Below are 16,760 nucleotides of genomic sequence, written 5' to 3' on the forward strand. Positions count from 1 at the left end.
TTCTTTAATTTTTCAATATTATACTAATCTATTTCAATTGCACAGGCACTAGAGGCAAAGCTTTCTCCCACTAGAAAACCGTGTTCGTCACTATAATCGATTTGTGTTTCTACATTTAAATAGCGTTTTGTAAAACGATCGAACCGAATCTGAATCCCATCCATCTCAATGGTTAAATCGTTTCGTCGTGGTTCATCAAAAACAATTGAAAACTTAACAGTCATCCCGCATCCGCCGGCGACATCGGCGTCAATCCGAGGAGTTTGCGCTCTATTGACCACCATTTCCTTCAGCTTATACCTTGCTGCTTCTGTCATTTTTATCAACATTGGACCGCCCTCCCCTAATATCGCCATTTATTATTGATTACGCATTCGCTTTTGCTGCATGTACCTGTTCGTCCGCATGATAAGAAGAGCGAACAAGCGGACCGGCTTCACAGTGACTAAAGCCTTTTGACATGGCAATCATCTTTAGTTCTTCAAATTCTTGTAAACTCCAATACTTTTGGACTTTTAAATGATGTTTGGTTGGCTGCAAATATTGACCGATTGTTAAAATATCTACATTGTTTGCACGAAGATCGTCCATCGTTTCAATAATTTCTTCTTTTGTTTCACCTAAACCAACCATAATGCTAGACTTTGTAGGAATAGCAGCATTCAAATCTTTTGCTCGTCTCAAAAACTCAAGGGACCGTTCATACGTTGCCCGGGCACGAATTCTTGGTGATAATCGTTTCACTGTCTCAATATTATGATTTAAAATATCAGGCTTCGCATCTAGTAATGTATTTAGGTTGTCATATTCCCCGTTCATATCGGAGGGAAGGACTTCAATGCTGCATAATGGATTGCGGCGTCTTACTGCCTGTATGGTTTCTGCAAACACTCCTGCTCCACCATCTTTTAAATCATCACGAGCAACCGCGGTAATTACAACATGCTTTAGGCCCATTTGCTCCACGGATACAGCCACACGTTCTGGCTCTTCCCAATCAAGCTCCGTCGGAAGTCCTGTTTGTACTGCACAGAATCGGCAGGCACGCGTGCACACACTTCCTAAAATCATAAAGGTTGCCGTTTTACGTTCAGCCCAGCATTCATGAATGTTTGGGCATTTCGCTTCTTCACAGACTGTATGTAGTTTTTTTTCACGCATCATTTTTTTTATGTTAGTATATTGTTCGTTCGTATTTAATTTAATTTTTAGCCATTCTGGTTTGCGGACATAATCAGTAGACATCTGTTTCACTCCTATGAACAGTCATGAAGTTTTTAATTTATTAATATTAAACCACCAAGAATGACATCGTAAGAAAATTCCTTTTCTCTGAATCTTCATTCCCGGTGGTTCATGGTTAAACATTCATTTAAGACATTACAGGTTCTCTTTTTACCGCTTCTTCTTTTGTATAACGCAAAATTGGTTGTCTAGCTGCCTGTACTTCATCCAATCGGCCAATGACCGTCGTATGAGGTGCGTCTAATACTACACCTGGATTTTCTTCGACTTCTTTTGCAATTTGAATCATGACATCTGCAAAAGCATCTAAAGTTTCTTTTGACTCTGTTTCTGTCGGTTCAATCATCAAACATTCCTCTACATTGAGCGGGAAGTAGATGGTAGGTGGATGGTAGCCAAAATCAAGCAGACGTTTGGCCATATCAAGTGTTCTTACACCAAGCTTTTTCTGTCTGGATCCTGATAACACAAATTCATGCTTACAAATTTGCGAATATGGTGCCTCAAAATACGGCTCGAGTTTTTTGCGCAGATAATTCGCATGAAGTACCGCACCTTCAGACACTTGACGTAACCCTTCAGGTCCCATTGTACGAATATAAGTGTACGCACGTAATAGAATACCGAAGTTTCCATAATAGCCCTTCACTCGACCGATAGATAGCGGTTGGTTAGAATCTAGCACATATACGTCATTTACTTTCTCCACACGCGGTACAGGTAAAAACGGAATCAGTTTCTCTTTTACACCGACTGGACCTGCACCTGGGCCGCCGCCACCATGAGGTGTAGTAAATGTTTTATGAAGATTTAAGTGCACGATGTCAAAGCCCATTTGCCCTGGAGTTGATTTTCCTAAGATGGCATTAGCATTCGCTCCATCATAGTACAATAAGCCGCCAGCTTCATGAACAACTTCAGCGATTTCTACGATTTCTTTTTCAAACAAGCCGAGAGTATTTGGATTGGTTAACATCAGTGCGGCTGTTTGATCATTTACATGCTTCTTTAGTTCTTCAATGTCGACTAATCCATGCTCATTGGATGGAATTGTTATCGTTTCAAAACCGGCAACTGATGCACTCGCAGGATTTGTTCCGTGTGCAGAGTCTGGTACAAGAACCTTTGTTCTCACTTCTCCTTTTTGCTTATGGTAGGCTTTGACCATCATTAACCCAGTCCATTCACCCTGTGCTCCTGCTGAAGGCTGTAAAGTTACTGCATCCATTCCTGTGATGACAGCTAACTCTTCCTGCAATTCATATAAAACTTCTAGTGCCCCTTGGACCGTTTCAGTTGGCTGGTATGGATGAATACGACTAAACCCTTCCAAACGCGCTACATCTTCATTTATTTTCGGATTGTACTTCATCGTACAAGAACCAAGTGGATAGAAGCCATTATCGATTCCATGGTTTTTATTCGAAAGCGCTGTGTAATGGCGAACAAGCTGCAACTCTGATACTTCCGGGAGTTCTGCCGGCAGGTCCCGAATCAAATGCTTGGGAAGTTTATCATTAATATTAACCTGATCAACATCACTTTCTGGAAGGCTTGAACCAACACGTCCTTGACGACTGATTTCAAAAATTAGATCATTATATTCAACCATGTACAGCTGCCTCCAATACTTCGATAAATTGGTCAATCTCTTCTTTTGTCCGCTGCTCTGTTACGGCTAGTAGCATTTGATTTTCTAGGTCGTAATCCGTTCCTAAATCAAACCCACCGATGATACCAGCCTCAAGAAGTTTTGTATTGACTTCCTTTACCGGACGAGGAAGTTTGACAACAAATTCATTAAAGAATGGGGCTTTATTGATAATAGGAAAGCCTTTTTTATCGAGAGACTTTGCCATGTAATCGGCTTTTTCAATGTTTAGTTGGGCCATTTGACGAATTCCTTGTTTTCCAAGTGCACTCATACATACCGCAGAAGCAAGCGCATTTAGTGCTTGGTTTGAACAAATATTGGATGATGCTTTATCACGGCGAATATGTTGTTCACGAGCTTGCAGGGTTAATACAAATCCACGCTGTCCTTTTTCATCTGTTGTTTGCCCAACAATTCGTCCTGGGATTTTTCGCATGAATTTCTTACTTACGGCAAAATAACCGCAGTGTGGTCCGCCAAAGGACATAGGGATTCCTAATGGCTGCATATCTCCGACCACAATGTCTGCACCAAGTTTACCTGGAGCCTGCAAGAGTGCCAGTGCCAATGGATTGGCGCTTACAATTAACATCGCCCCTTTTGTATCCGCGATATGCTTGATTTCTGCCAAATCCTCAATAGATCCGAAAAAGTTAGGGTATTGAACAATAACCGCAGCCGTATTTTTGTCTATTTGTCCTTGCAGCTTCACCAAGCTTGTCTCATCATCCGTAAGATTGACGTCTTCAACTATATATCCTTGGCCTTCTGCTACCGTATTTAAGATCGCACGGGATTCAGGATGAACTGCCTTTGACACAAGTACTTTCGAACGACGTGTTGATGCAACCGCAAGCGATGCCGCTTCTGCTAGAGATGTAAAGCCATCGTACATTGAAGAGTTGGCCACATCCATTCCTGTCAGCTCACAAACCATAGTTTGAAATTCAAAAATCGCCTGTAATTCACCTTGGCTGATTTCCGGCTGGTAGGGTGTATAGGCCGTGTAAAATTCCGATCGTGAAATCATATGATCGACCACGCTTGGGATGTAGTGATCATAGGTTCCCGCCCCAAGAAAGGTTGGGTAATGGTTTGCATTTTTATTTTTAGAAGCAAGCTGATTCATTTTTTTCAAAAGAAGTGGTTCAGAAACCGCCTTTGGGATATTTAAGTCCCCTTTTAATTGAATCTCAGCCGGAATATCTTCAAATAACTCGTCTATCGAAGAAATATTTAAAAAAGCGAGCATTTCCTCTTGATCTTGTTTCGTATCAGGGAGGTAACGATATGTAGAAGTCATTTTATTCCTCTCCTTCATTTATATATGCTTGGTACACATCCTCATTTAAAAGTGCTTCCAATTCTTCCGGATTGGACATTTCCACTTCGATTAACCAACCTGCTTCAAAAGGATGTTCGTTAATCGTCTCAGGAGCATCTGCTAACTCCTCATTTACAGTAACAACCGTCCCTGTTACTGGAGAGTAAAGTTCAGATACCGCTTTAACCGATTCGATCGTTCCCATTGATTCATTCGCTGTTACTTCATCATCCACTTCCGGAGTTTCAACGAAAACGATATCTCCTAATTGCTTTTGTGCAAAATCAGAAATTCCAATTCGTACACGGTTTCCGTCTAACTGTAATACCCATTCGTGTTCTTTGCTATATAGTAAATTTGCGGTTGCTTTTGTCATTATTTCTCTTCCTTTCAAATGTAAATTAATGTTGGATATTCAGGTTTCTATCACTCTATTAACTCTTTTTATAGAAAGGTGCTTTAACTACGACTGCATCAATCGGCTTATTACGGATAACCACTTTTAATGGTGTCCCCACTTCTGCATGTTCTGCTGATAGGAGTGCAAGGCCGATGCTTTTCTTTAAAGATGGTGATTGAGTTCCAGATGTAACCACACCAATTTCCTCTCCACCTTCGGAAACCACTTGATAGCCGTGGCGCGGAATCCCCCGGCCGGTTACCTCAATTCCTACTAATTTTCGCTTTAACCCCGCTTCTTTTTGGGCTGAAAGTGCGGATTTACCAATAAAATCACTCTCTTTTTTGATTTTTACGGCAAAGCCGATTCCAGCTTCAAGGGGACTAATATCACTTAATAGTTCTTGACCATAGAGTGCAAGACGTGCTTCTAAGCGGAGCGTGTCACGTGCACCGAGGCCACATGGTTTTAAGCCCTCTTCACTTCCTGCTTCTAAAAGCTTTATCCAAAGTGCTTCGACTTGTTTGGCATCTAAATAAAGCTCAAAGCCGTCTTCTCCGGTATACCCTGTCCGAGATACGAGCACATCTGTAATCCCGTCTAAGTTGACATGTTGTGCAAATTTAAAGGATCCAATTTTTGAAAGATCTGTATCCGTTAACTTTTGTAAAATACCTTCAGCCCTTGGACCTTGAATGGCAAGCTGAGCAACTGTGTTCGAAATATTTTGGAGCGTCATATCTCCTTTAACATGCTGCTTCATCCAGTCAAAATCTTTCTCTATGTTTGCGGCATTAATGACAAGTAAATATTTTTCATCCGCTAATTTGTATACTAATAAATCATCGACTGTTCCGCCGTCCGGATAGCACATCGCTGTATACTGTGCTTGATCGATACTGAGCTTGGTTACATCGTTCGTGACAAGGTAGTTAATGTAACTCTCTGCATCTTTCCCTTCAACAAGCACTTCACCCATATGTGAAACATCAAAAAGACCAGCTTTTGTTCGAACTGCCTCATGCTCATCTAAAATGCCGGAAAACTGTACCGGCAATGCCCAGCCTCCAAAATCTATGACCTTCGCACCAAACTTTCCATAAGTTTCAAAAAGCGGCGTTTGCTTTAATGCGGTTGCTGTCCCCATTCTCATTCCCCTTTCTTATACTGTGATTGCCTGTTGAAATAACGGATAGACTTCACAAATTGCTTTGGTAGTTTCTTTTGCTTTCTCAAGAACAACTTGGTCCCCTTTACTCTTCAATACTGCAGCGATTACTTTCCCGATTTTCACCATTTCATCCTGTTTCATACCTCGTGTCGTTAAAGCCGCTGTTCCCATCCGAATACCGCTCGTTACAAACGGCTTTTCTGGGTCAAAGGGAATCGTATTTTTATTGACAGTAATGCCCGCTGCTTCTAATAATTTCTCTGCTTCTTTCCCGGTTAAATTCCACGGACGTAAATCTAAGAGGACGATATGATTATCCGTTCCACCAGAAACAAGAGCTGCACCTTCATTTTTTAATGTCTCGCCTAGTGTGGCGGCATTTAGAATGATTTGTTTCGCATATTCTTTAAAGCTTGGCTGCAATGCTTCATTGAATGCAACTGCCTTCGCTGCAATAATATGCATTTGCGGGCCGCCTTGAATACCTGGGAATACGGATTTATTAATAGCTTTGAACATCTCTTCATCGTTTGTTAAAATAATGCCCCCGCGCGGACCTCTCAAGGTTTTATGGGTTGTACTGGTTACAACATCTGCATATGGAACCGGCGAAGGATGGAGTCCTGCGGCAACTAGTCCCGCAATATGCGCCATATCTAACATGAATTTTGCGCCAACTTGATCAGCAATTTGTCTAAAGCGAGCAAAATCAATCGTTCTAGTGTAAGCACTTGTTCCTGCAATGATCAATTTCGGCTTTTCTCTTTTTGCAATTTCTTCTAGTTCATCATAATCAATCAATTGAGTATCTTTTCTCACACCATAGGAGACAACCTCAAACCACTTTCCTGAAACACTGACAGGACTTCCATGCGTTAAATGTCCGCCATGTGAAAGGTTCATCCCCATCACTTTATCACCGGGCTGAAGCAGTGCGAAAAATACAGCAAAATTTGCCTGTGCACCTGAGTGAGGCTGTACATTAGCATATTTAGCGCCAAACAACTGAGTTAGGCGGTCAATCGCTGCTCGTTCTGCCACATCGACAAATTCACAGCCTCCATAGTAGCGCTTTCCCGGATAGCCTTCTGCATATTTGTTCGTCATCACACTTCCCATTGCTTCTAAAACATCTTGGCTTACGAAATTTTCAGATGCGATCAATTCCAATGTTTGACACTGTCTATCCTGCTCATTTCTAATAGCTTCAAAAATTATTGAATCATTTTGTTGTAAACTCATCTTGTTCCTCCTTGGTTGTTGTTTTAGCAATCTCTAACTGTGTTAAACATTGAAGATTTTATCTGTTTATTCCCAAGATAAAACCTGAAACGCAGCACTACCCTTTTTTTGCACGCAAAAAAGGACATAGAAGGGTAGCTCAGAAGCTTTCATCTACCCTTCTCTGTCCTTTTACCTGAGAGTTTAAGTTCCGTTTAAGAACCTTCCCCTTTGGTGGCGTAAACTGTATACGCGCTCTCCAGAGTTGCGTCCAATCGTGGTACCATCTACCTGAGAGATTTGTTCCAAGGGTCTTTTTGGAACTTGCTCCTTCGGTGGCGTGTAATCTTGCACTCTCCCACAACCATCATCCGCTCATATTTTTTTATTATTTTTAGATTAATAGTTACTGACATCTAAGTCAAGCCTTTTTTGAAAACGGATACATTATTGTGTAAACTTCTCAAGCTGCCTCTTAATTTCCCGCTACTTTTCGATCATCTGCTTGATCAGCATAATCCGCCCTCTTGGTCATCATCTTATAGATCGCAATCAGCATGATAAACCAAACAGGTGTTACGAACAAGGCAACACGAGTGTCTTCCGCAAGTGCAAGGACGACAAGCACGAACGCTAGGAAAACAAGGATCAAATAATTGGAAAATGGATAAAGAGGTAATTTAAATTTATTCACTTTCGCTAGATCTGGTCTGGTTTTGCGGTATTTCAAATGGCTGATGACAATAATTCCCCAAATATAGATGAAACATACTGTAGAAATACTTGTGATCAGCGTAAATACTCCTTCTGGCATAACATAGTTCAAAATAACAGCAATTAAAATGACAACAGTAGAAAAGAACAATGCATTGGAAGGTACTTGACGAGTTGTGAGTTTTCCAAATGGTACAGGTGCATTTTTATCTTTTGCAAGTGCGTATACCATCCGGCTAGTACTGAAAACGGCACTATTACAGGCCGAAGCAGCAGATGTTAGCACGACAAAATTGATGATACCAGCAGCTGCCGCAATCCCAACCGCCACGAATACTTGCACGAATGGGCTTTTCGCTGGATTGATGGCGTTCCACGGATAAATACTCATGATGACAATAAGTGCGCCAATGTAGAAAATTAAAACTCGAATAGGGATATTATTGATGGCTTTTGGGATTACTCTTTCTGGGTCTTCTGTTTCACCTGCTGTAAGTCCGACAAGTTCAATGCCAACAAACGCAAACACGACCATCTGGAATGAGAGGATAAAACCATTCATACCATTTGGGAACATGCCGCCGTGGCCCCATAGATTCCCGAAACTGGATGCGCCGGAATCTGTCGAAAAGCCTTTAATAATCATAAATATTCCGATAATAATGAGGCCAACAATCGCAATGACTTTAATTAATGCGAACCAGAATTCCATTTCGCCAAAAAGCTTTACAGTTGCAAGGTTCATGATTAACAAAACGACTAGTGCAATTAATCCTGGCATCCACTGAGGTACACTCGGAAACCAAAACTGAGTATAGAGACCAACAGCTGTTAAATCCGCCATTGCAATTGAAATCCAGCAAAACCAGTAGGTCCAGCCTGTAATAAATGCTGCCATATTACCTATATAGTCTCTTACAAAGTCAACAAAAGAATGATATTTCAAATTGGATAAAAGCAGTTCTCCAAGTGCGCGCATGATTAAAAAGCAAATGACACCTGTAATTAGATAAGCAAATAATATCGATGGTCCTGCGAGATGAATTGATTTACCTGCTCCTAGAAAAAGTCCCGTTCCAATTGCCCCGCCAATAGCGATTAATTGTACGTGCCTGTTTTTTAGACCCCTCGACAATGTTTGTTCCTGCATATGAATTCCATCCCCCTACTCTCCCCGAGAATGCTTGCAATTGTTTGATGGTCTTAAATCAATAAGTCGTATGTAAAATCTATATTTGCAAATTGATCCCCGTGAAAGTTTAATATTTTATTCGTCAATTCGGCAGAAAAAAGCGCTTACATTTTGTGAAAAGGAAAAAATCAAGAGGACAATCATGATGGGAACCGATTATTAGTCTTGTTTTAACTCCTCCTTTATTATTTATTACTATTTTTCCCCGCACAAAAAGGACAAAGAAAAATAGGTTAATTCCTATTCTTCTCTGTCCTTTTACCTGAGAGTATAACTCCTTTGGTGGCACATGGCTCTCTCCAGAGACGCGTCCTATTGTAGTCCTTTTACCTGAGAGATTGAACCCAATTCTTTAGGTTTTGCTCCTTCGGTGCTAAACAATACGTTTAGTCTCTCCCACAATACTCATCCGCAATTATGAATCTAATTAAATCCTATTCTATCGGATGAGTGATGTCAAATGAATTTTCTGAATTAAAGTATTATTTCGATTTATAGAAATACAATTGGCGTCTAAATAGACACTTTTTCGTCACAATTTAAAACTTTTGTGTGCTTTCAACTCTTATTTATAGGTTAATCCAAAGTCAAATGGCTCTTCGAACTTTATGGGGTTTATTGCGGTACTTTTTCAAGCGCTGATTTTCGAAACTCTGATGGTGAAAAGCCTGTAAGCCTCTTAAAGTTGTTACTAAAATAAGCCAAATCCGAGTATCCCACTCTCTCAGCAATCTCAGACATTCGTAAGCTTGTATTTAGTAACAAACGTTTGCTTTCTTCAATTCGCAGCTCGGTAATATAATCGACAAACTTTTTATTTAGCTGTTGTTTAAATAATTGACTAAGATAACTGTGATTCATATGGACAAACTCTGCTGCATCTTTCAGAGTAATTTGGTCTAATGGTGTGGTTTCTATATAATGCAAAACCTTTTCAATCGTTGAGAAAGGAAGATTTTCATCCTCATTTTTTGGAGTATTCCTTTTTGTCTCTTCTTGTGATTTCATTTCCAGCCACTTTTCAAGACAAACTTTTAACTCGGTTTCCTCTACTGGTTTAAGAAGGTAATCGGTTACCCCAGTTCGAATCGCTTGCTGAACAAATTGAAACTCGTCATGAACACTAATGACAATGACATCCTGATTCTTCTTCAAATGACTCAATTCTTTTACTAACGAAAGCCCGTCCATTATGGGCATTCGAATATCTGTTATCACTAAATCTGCATCATTTTGCTTAATCCAATCAAGTGCTTCTAATCCATTTTCACATTCGTGGACCACATGTAATGGAAGGTTCAACTTATTTATCGTCCACTTAAGAGCTGTTCGAACCCATCTCTCATCATCAACCAACAAGATATTTTTCTTCATTCTTTCTCCCCCTCCACATAATGATCTAGAATTGGTAAATGGATCAAGATCTCCGTTCCTGAACCCGGTTCACTTTGTATGGTTATTCCATATTCTGCTCCAAACAAATAATGAATTCTTTGATTTACGTTGACTATTCCTATATTTTCACCATCACTGGTGGTCGTGTTAAGAGCAATTCTTTTATTGACCGTTTCTAAAATACTTTCCTCTATTCCTTTACCGGTATCGAAAATCCGAATAACAAAGGAAGACTCAGATTGACGGTAAACTGATATCATAATTTTTAATTTTCTAGTTGTAGAACCATAACCGTGAACAAAGCAATTCTCCACTATTGGCTGCAATGAAAACTTTACCACCTTTAGTTCCATGACCCAGTGCGGGATATCAAACATATACTCAAAACGGTCGTCAAAGCGAAACTTTTGAATCTGCAGATACATTTCACAAAAATTCATTTCTTCTCTAAAACTCACGGTAGATGAATGATTATTAAGATTATACCGGAGTAGTTTTCCAAGTGCGTATGACATGGTTGCAATATTTTCCTGATTTTGTTCCAATGCCATTCCCCTAATCGTTTCAAGAGAATTGTATAAAAAGTGGGGATTCATTTGTGATTGGAGCATTTTTAATTCCACTTCTTTTTGTTTAAGTGACATCTCTGCTTCCCTTAACTTAGAAATGTATACCTCTTCAAGTAGATGGGATAGTTTCTCCACTGTATTATTAAAACCAGCAGTCAATTGTCCGATTTCATCATTTGAAGCCACTCGAACTCTGCCATCTAATTTTCCAATTTCAACTTCTTTCATGAAATGCTGGAGTCGGCGGATTGGCCGAATGATGCTTGTAGCGAACCCGAAACCAATCAAATAGGCAATAATAAGAGACACAAAAATGGTTAAAGATATCGCTTTTTCAATTTGAATAATCCCGCCCGTTAAATCACGGTAGGGGACTGCCGATAGAAACCTCCAACCGAGGTTTTGAGAGAAAGTATAGGTAACAAAATCTTTTCGTTCATTTTCTAAAATTTCCGTGCTGTTTCCTTCTTTTTTTAAGTTTAAAAGTTGTTTGAATTCAACCCTTTTCCCGAGTTTCAAGTAGTCAGGATGGTATACATAATGTCCGTTCGCATCTAAAATGAAAAAATAGCCATTTTTACTAATGGTTACTTTGTTAGAAATTTCTTCTATTCTCCTGAAATTGATATCAATAATAAGCATGCCTACAGGTAAGAGAGTCTGGGGGTTATAGAGTCTCCTTACAAGTGAAATGACAGGCTGTTCCTTATTTTCTAATTTTAGTTTTCTCGTTACTAACATACTCATCCCATTTAATGGGACTGACGAATACCAATATTCCTCTTTCATTTTCATCGCTGGGTAGAAATTTCTTTTTCCTAAAGTATCGATAACCTGATCGTTATCAAGGATGATCGTAATATTAGAGATATCTGCTCGCGAATACTCTGCTTCTTTTAAGGTGTTACGAGTTTGTTCAATAAAGATGTCCTTATTTTCTGACGATTTTAATTTCAACAGACTTGATACATCAGGAGAGTTGATAAGTTTAAGGCTGGTAATCTCAAAATCTTGTAAATAATATTCGATATGTGACTCTACTTGATCAATAACTTGGCCGCTCGATTGTCTAAGGACATTTTCGAGTTCTACCGCTGAACGATAATATGAAATAACCCCAACTGAAAGGACTGGAAGAATAACCAGAAAACTGGAGAATACGACAAGCTTTAACATCAATGATTGATTTTTTAATAGAATGTATCGTTCAAGGAATTCTGCCATTTTTCTCCACCAGATCATCATCGTTGCTATTCATCCTATCTATTAGTAATTTTTTAAACAGAAAAGACCTAGCTGGTAAATGGATATATTCACCAACTAGGCTTACTGCCAGCTATTGATTATGGACGTGCTTTTTCAATGGCATCCATTACTTCTTTATAATCTTTTGAGTATTTATCAACCATGGATTTAACAGCGTCTTTCCATGGTGTAATATCATCAACCTCAGTGAATGTCACTCCGGCATCTTTCAGTTTCTTAGTTGAACGCTCTTCCCACTTATCCCATTCTTCCCTTTGAGCTTGAACGGAATCAAGTGCTGCTTGTTTAACAATCTTTTGGTCTTTTTCTGAAAGCTTATCCCATGCTGCTTTACTAATAAGCAGGACTTCAGGGATTCGTTGATGATGGTCTAAAATAAAGTTTTTAGCTTCTTGATAATGGTTGGAAGAGTCTAAACTTGGAATGTTATTTTCAGCACCATCAATAATTCCTGTTTGTAGGGCACTAAATACTTCTCCATATGGCATTGGTGTTGCGCTAGCTCCAAGAGCCGCCATGAAGTCAATATTGATTTTACTCTGCTGCACACGGATTTTTTGCCCTTTTAAGTCTTTTACACCTTTTAGTGGTTTAGTAGAATAAAAACTACGTGAACCTGAATCGTAATAAGCAAGCCCTTTCATTTTTGACTGTTCTAAACCATCTAACAGCTTGGTTCCCATCTCACCATTAAGGAAATTCCATAAATGTTCTTCACTTTCGAATACATATGGGAGTCCTAGTGCAGTGAATTGATCATTGAATTCAGCAAGCGGACTGGAATTGATTCTAGTGAACTCAATTGCTCCAAGCTGAACCTGTTCCAACACGGATTTTTCATCCCCTAATTGTGCAGATGGAAATACTTCAATTTTAATGCGTCCCTTTGTTCTTTCTTCAACCAATTCGGCAAACTTTTTGTCGCCAACCACAGTTGGATAATCCGGCGGCTGATTATCTGCCAAGCGGAAGGTATACTTTGCTTCCTCTGCTTTCGATCCACCATCTTTTGTCCCTGTCGTTGCCTCTTTTCCACAGGCAGCTAAGATACTACCCATTAAAAGCGTTGCTGCAAGAATTCCTGTGATTTTTTTCTTCTTCATTCTCTGTAACCCTCCTTAAAAATTGTTATTTTATTTTCACCTTTCCTTCGGTTACTTGACTAACATATTGGGAAGCCAAAGGACTACCTCAGGAATATAGGTAATAACCAACAGAACAATTAGTAACGCGTAGAAAAATGGCATCATCGCTTTTGTCCCTTGTTGTATCGAGACCTTTCCTATCGCACATCCGACGAACAAAACGGTTCCTACCGGAGGCGTTAATAGGCCAATTCCAGCATTTAAAATGAGGACGATCCCAAAGTGGACTGGATCCATTCCAAAGCTGGTTACAACTGGAAGGAGAATGGGTGTCATAATTAAAATCATTGGCGCCATGTCCATTGGTGCTCCAAGGAGCAGCAACAAAATATTAATTATTAATAGAATAATGATTGGATTATCAGATACACTTAAAAATAAATTAGTTACCATGGCTGGTATTTTCAAATAAGCTAAGATCCAGCCAAATGAAGCAGATGCGGCTATTAGGAAAAATACCATCGAAACCGTTCTCATCGTGCGAGTTAATATTTTCCATATATTAGAGAACTTTGCTTCCCGATAGACAACAAACGCTAGAATAAAAGAATACAAACAAGCTAATGCCCCAGATTCCGTTGCTGTAAACCAGCCACTCAAGATCCCGCCCAAAATAATGACCGCTGGGCTTAAGGATAATAGTCCATGGAAAAGGATACCGGTTCTTTCTGATTTTGGAACGGGGTCCGCTTTTTGGTAGCCTCTTTTTCTGGCAATAATGTAACCCGTGATCATTAAGGAAATTAACATAATAAATCCAGGAACAATACCAGCCATAAATAAACTGGCGATGGAAACACCACCTGCAGCTAAGGAATATAAAACAAGATTATGACTAGGAGGAACTACAACACCTTGAATCGCTGATGCAATCGTTACACCGACCGCATAGTCTGCTTCGTACCCCTTCTTTTTCATCATCGGAATCATAACAGACCCAACTGAAGAAACATCGGCGACGGCAGAACCAGAGATATTTCCAAAAAACAATGCTGCTACACTGTTAACCATAGCGAGCCCCCCACGAACTCTTCCGACCATTAAACTTGCCAGATTCACAATTCGAGTTGCAAGGCCCCCTTCACTCATAATTTGTCCAGTTAAAATAAAGAACGGTATCGCAAGTAAAGAAAAGGAATTCATTCCTTGGATCATTTGCTGGCCCACTACCGGAAGAGGTATACCGAGATAAATTACCGTCATTAATGACGATGCGATAAGCGTAAGGGCAATGGGAAAACGAAGTAATATTAATAGGACAAAGCTTGAAAGTAAGATGATAATCCCAATTGTGTTGCTTTCCAAGTTACATACCCTCCTCTATGTCATTATGGCGAGTGGTGTTAACGTTAAAGAATTGCAAAAGTGAATAAACACAAATCATCACTCCGGTGACCGGCATCACCGCATAGGTGATACTACTTGGCCATTTTGTTGCTGGCAGGGTTGAATCCATCATCAATACCGTAAAGTCCCAACCCTGGATTACTAAGTATAGTCCGAAAGCAAAAACTGAGGCACTGATGATTTTATCTAGCACCTTATTAAAACTTTTAGGAAATAGATTCGTGAAAGAATCAATTCCTAAATGGATATACTCTCGAAAGCCCACCGCAATGGCCATAAAAGCAAACCATGCTAGTAACAAAAGCGTAACTTCTTCTGACCAAAAGAAAACAAAATTGAATAATTTCCTGGTAAAAACTTGTGTTGTGACAACAAAAATCAATGCAAGTAACGAAATTAGAGTGAATTTTTCGAAAATAGTGTCGATGAATAAGCCTACTTTTTTGATTCCATTCATTTGATTCCCCCCATTTGAAAACGTTTTCCTGTTTTTTATTTTAAGGAATTTATGAATGTTTTTGAATGTCCTTTTTTTAGGATAATTTGTGATTTTTTTAGGTCGAATTTGAAATCTTTAAAATATTGAAACCACTTACATGTTTTTGTAAGTTTAATAAACGAATAAAAGATATATTAAACTTACCATTTTAATAGTATTTCATCAACTCGATAAACCGTGGGACTAAGGGTACTTTGGAAAAAAAATCCGCTAAAAAAGAATGGCTTGAGAATACCTCCAGCCATTCTTTCTATAAACCTTTGATTCCTTTTTGAATTTCTATGCTTTTCCTTCTTTTACGTATTTTTTTATCTCTTAAATGTTATAAAGTCTACATTCACTGGTTCAAATTCATTTGCTCTCAGAAGAAGATTGATCTGTCCTCTGTGATATTGGCCATGTAGTGCAACATGTGTCAGGATGTCCCTTACCGAATTATTGAACTCTTTCCCTTTACTGTTCTTGTAAGACACGATTTGCTCGAACTTTGGAGTGGACAAACCAGATAGTAACTCGTTAAAGTTTTGATGATTTTGGTTAATCAGCTGCTCACATTCTTCTAAGTTGACCTCTGCCCAAATAGGTAATTTTGAACTATCCAATCCCTTTAACCTTGTAAACCACACCTGTTCTGCCAGAAGGGTATGTGCAAACAAGTTGTAAACCTGTTTGTTCTCACCCTTGATAATTTGCAAATTTTTAAGAATTCGTTGATTAGCCCAATGTAAATGCTCAAACATATTTTTAATTGTTTCCAAGTGATCACCCCTATTAATAAACAATATATATTTAAAAAAAGAATTTTTAGGATACACCCTCATTGAGTTTTCTTTAGCTTCAAAAGTTCATTAACAGTGATGAACTTATAACCCTTGTTTGATAATGAATTCAGGATTCCTTTAATTGTTTTTAGCTCTTCGTTAGAATCATCATACATTGGGTGGATCAAGATAATCGACCCAGGTTTTATGTTCTTCTTCACGTAACTTAATTTGTCAGTAGCAGTGGAATAGTAGGTATCTGGTTCGAGATTCCACATAATGGTCTTTCTTTTATGCTTATTTAAGTAAAAAGGCAAACCTACGAGTTTTTTTCCATTTGGTGGTCGGAAATCAATTTTCCCTAAACCCCGCTTCTCGAATAAGTTTATCAGTTTTTTCAATTTCCGCCTTGATGTATGAAGGTGATTTAAATACCATCCGCTGATGAGAATAAGTATGATTGCCAATTTGATGGCCGGCACTTACAATTTTTTTAGCCTCAACTGGATTTTTTTCAATTTCATTACCGATTAGAAAAAATGTCGCTTTTACATGATATTGATCTAATAACGGTAGAATTTTATCGACATTCTTTGTTGGTCCATCATCAAAGGTCAACGCGACTACCTTTTGTTTGGTCTCCACCTGGTCAGTAATCCCACCAAATAACTGAAATTTTCTAGCATTCATTAACTTATAGGTTCCTAGTAATAAAAGGAACACTAGCAAAATACCAATTCCACTGTATATTAGAATTTTTTTCATAACTTCAGCCTTTCTAACTTTGTACTCTTCAATAAATCCTCACGTAAATAGGCAATGGTGTTAATACTCAAATATATCAGGAAAAAGTCAAA

Annotated in this window: 14 protein-coding genes, 1 pseudogene and 3 riboswitches; all 15 genes and pseudogenes read right to left on the reverse strand. The window is 39.0% G+C overall.

Going from position 1 to position 16,760, the window contains the following annotated elements; all coding sequences use genetic code 11:
- Positions 1-23: 23 nt before the first annotated feature.
- Positions 24-329, reverse strand: a complete 306-nt coding sequence (locus BDR01S_RS06795; RefSeq protein WP_066255291.1) for an iron-sulfur cluster biosynthesis family protein — start codon at positions 327-329, stop codon at positions 24-26.
- Between the two features lie 37 nt (positions 330-366).
- Entirely contained in the window at positions 367-1,245 is an 879-nt protein-coding gene (gene lipA / locus BDR01S_RS06800) for a lipoyl synthase (RefSeq protein ID WP_066255297.1), read from the reverse strand.
- A gap of 127 nt (positions 1,246-1,372) precedes the next feature.
- Positions 1,373-2,857 (reverse strand): aminomethyl-transferring glycine dehydrogenase subunit GcvPB, encoded by a 1,485-nt coding sequence (gene gcvPB, locus BDR01S_RS06805; RefSeq protein ID WP_066255299.1) that lies wholly within the window; start codon positions 2,855-2,857, stop codon positions 1,373-1,375.
- Positions 2,850-4,202 (reverse strand): aminomethyl-transferring glycine dehydrogenase subunit GcvPA, encoded by a 1,353-nt coding sequence (gcvPA, locus tag BDR01S_RS06810; RefSeq protein WP_066255302.1) that lies wholly within the window; start codon positions 4,200-4,202, stop codon positions 2,850-2,852. Before gcvPA ends, gcvPB begins: the two co-directional genes overlap by 8 nt.
- 1 nt (position 4,203) lies before the next feature.
- Positions 4,204-4,599 carry a glycine cleavage system protein GcvH gene (gene gcvH / locus BDR01S_RS06815; RefSeq protein WP_066255304.1) on the reverse strand — a complete coding sequence of 132 codons (396 nt, stop codon included), beginning with the start codon at positions 4,597-4,599 and terminating at the stop codon, positions 4,204-4,206.
- A gap of 58 nt (positions 4,600-4,657) precedes the next feature.
- The gene (gene gcvT, locus BDR01S_RS06820; protein ID WP_066255308.1) at positions 4,658-5,770 is read right to left on the reverse strand and encodes a glycine cleavage system aminomethyltransferase GcvT; all 1,113 of its coding nucleotides are present in this window, start codon (positions 5,768-5,770) and stop codon (positions 4,658-4,660) included.
- Positions 5,771-5,785: 15 nt separating this feature from the next.
- Positions 5,786-7,036 (reverse strand): serine hydroxymethyltransferase, encoded by a 1,251-nt coding sequence (glyA, locus tag BDR01S_RS06825; protein WP_066255311.1) that lies wholly within the window; start codon positions 7,034-7,036, stop codon positions 5,786-5,788.
- A 153-nt stretch (positions 7,037-7,189) separates the two neighbouring features.
- Positions 7,190-7,288, reverse strand: a riboswitch (glycine riboswitch).
- A 202-nt stretch (positions 7,289-7,490) separates the two neighbouring features.
- Positions 7,491-8,879, reverse strand: coding sequence for an amino acid permease (locus BDR01S_RS06830; RefSeq protein WP_066255314.1), 1,389 nt, complete (start codon positions 8,877-8,879; stop codon positions 7,491-7,493).
- A 282-nt stretch (positions 8,880-9,161) separates the two neighbouring features.
- A riboswitch (glycine riboswitch) is annotated at positions 9,162-9,229 on the reverse strand.
- Positions 9,230-9,330, reverse strand: a riboswitch (glycine riboswitch).
- A gap of 206 nt (positions 9,331-9,536) precedes the next feature.
- Positions 9,537-10,295 carry a response regulator transcription factor gene (locus BDR01S_RS06835; RefSeq protein WP_066255316.1) on the reverse strand — a complete coding sequence of 253 codons (759 nt, stop codon included), beginning with the start codon at positions 10,293-10,295 and terminating at the stop codon, positions 9,537-9,539.
- Positions 10,292-12,130, reverse strand: a complete 1,839-nt coding sequence (locus BDR01S_RS06840; protein WP_066363074.1) for a sensor histidine kinase — start codon at positions 12,128-12,130, stop codon at positions 10,292-10,294. Before BDR01S_RS06840 ends, BDR01S_RS06835 begins: the two co-directional genes overlap by 4 nt.
- 98 nt (positions 12,131-12,228) lie before the next feature.
- Positions 12,229-13,254 carry a TRAP transporter substrate-binding protein gene (locus tag BDR01S_RS06845; RefSeq protein WP_066255319.1) on the reverse strand — a complete coding sequence of 342 codons (1,026 nt, stop codon included), beginning with the start codon at positions 13,252-13,254 and terminating at the stop codon, positions 12,229-12,231.
- Between the two features lie 51 nt (positions 13,255-13,305).
- Positions 13,306-14,601: a TRAP transporter large permease gene (locus tag BDR01S_RS06850; RefSeq protein ID WP_066255322.1), complete on the reverse strand. Its 1,296-nt coding sequence runs from the start codon at positions 14,599-14,601 to the stop codon at positions 13,306-13,308.
- A gap of 1 nt (position 14,602) precedes the next feature.
- A complete protein-coding gene (locus BDR01S_RS06855) occupies positions 14,603-15,100 on the reverse strand; it encodes a TRAP transporter small permease (protein WP_066255323.1) in 498 nt (165 codons plus the stop codon).
- A 350-nt stretch (positions 15,101-15,450) separates the two neighbouring features.
- Positions 15,451-15,900: a DinB family protein gene (locus tag BDR01S_RS06860; protein ID WP_066255325.1), complete on the reverse strand. Its 450-nt coding sequence runs from the start codon at positions 15,898-15,900 to the stop codon at positions 15,451-15,453.
- A gap of 59 nt (positions 15,901-15,959) precedes the next feature.
- A pseudogene (locus BDR01S_RS06865) lies at positions 15,960-16,668 on the reverse strand (polysaccharide deacetylase family protein).
- Positions 16,669-16,760 lie beyond the last annotated feature (92 nt).

The sequence above is a fragment of the Neobacillus drentensis NBRC 102427 genome (assembly GCF_001591445.1).
GTDB lineage: Bacteria > Bacillota > Bacilli > Bacillales > Cytobacillaceae > Neobacillus > Neobacillus drentensis.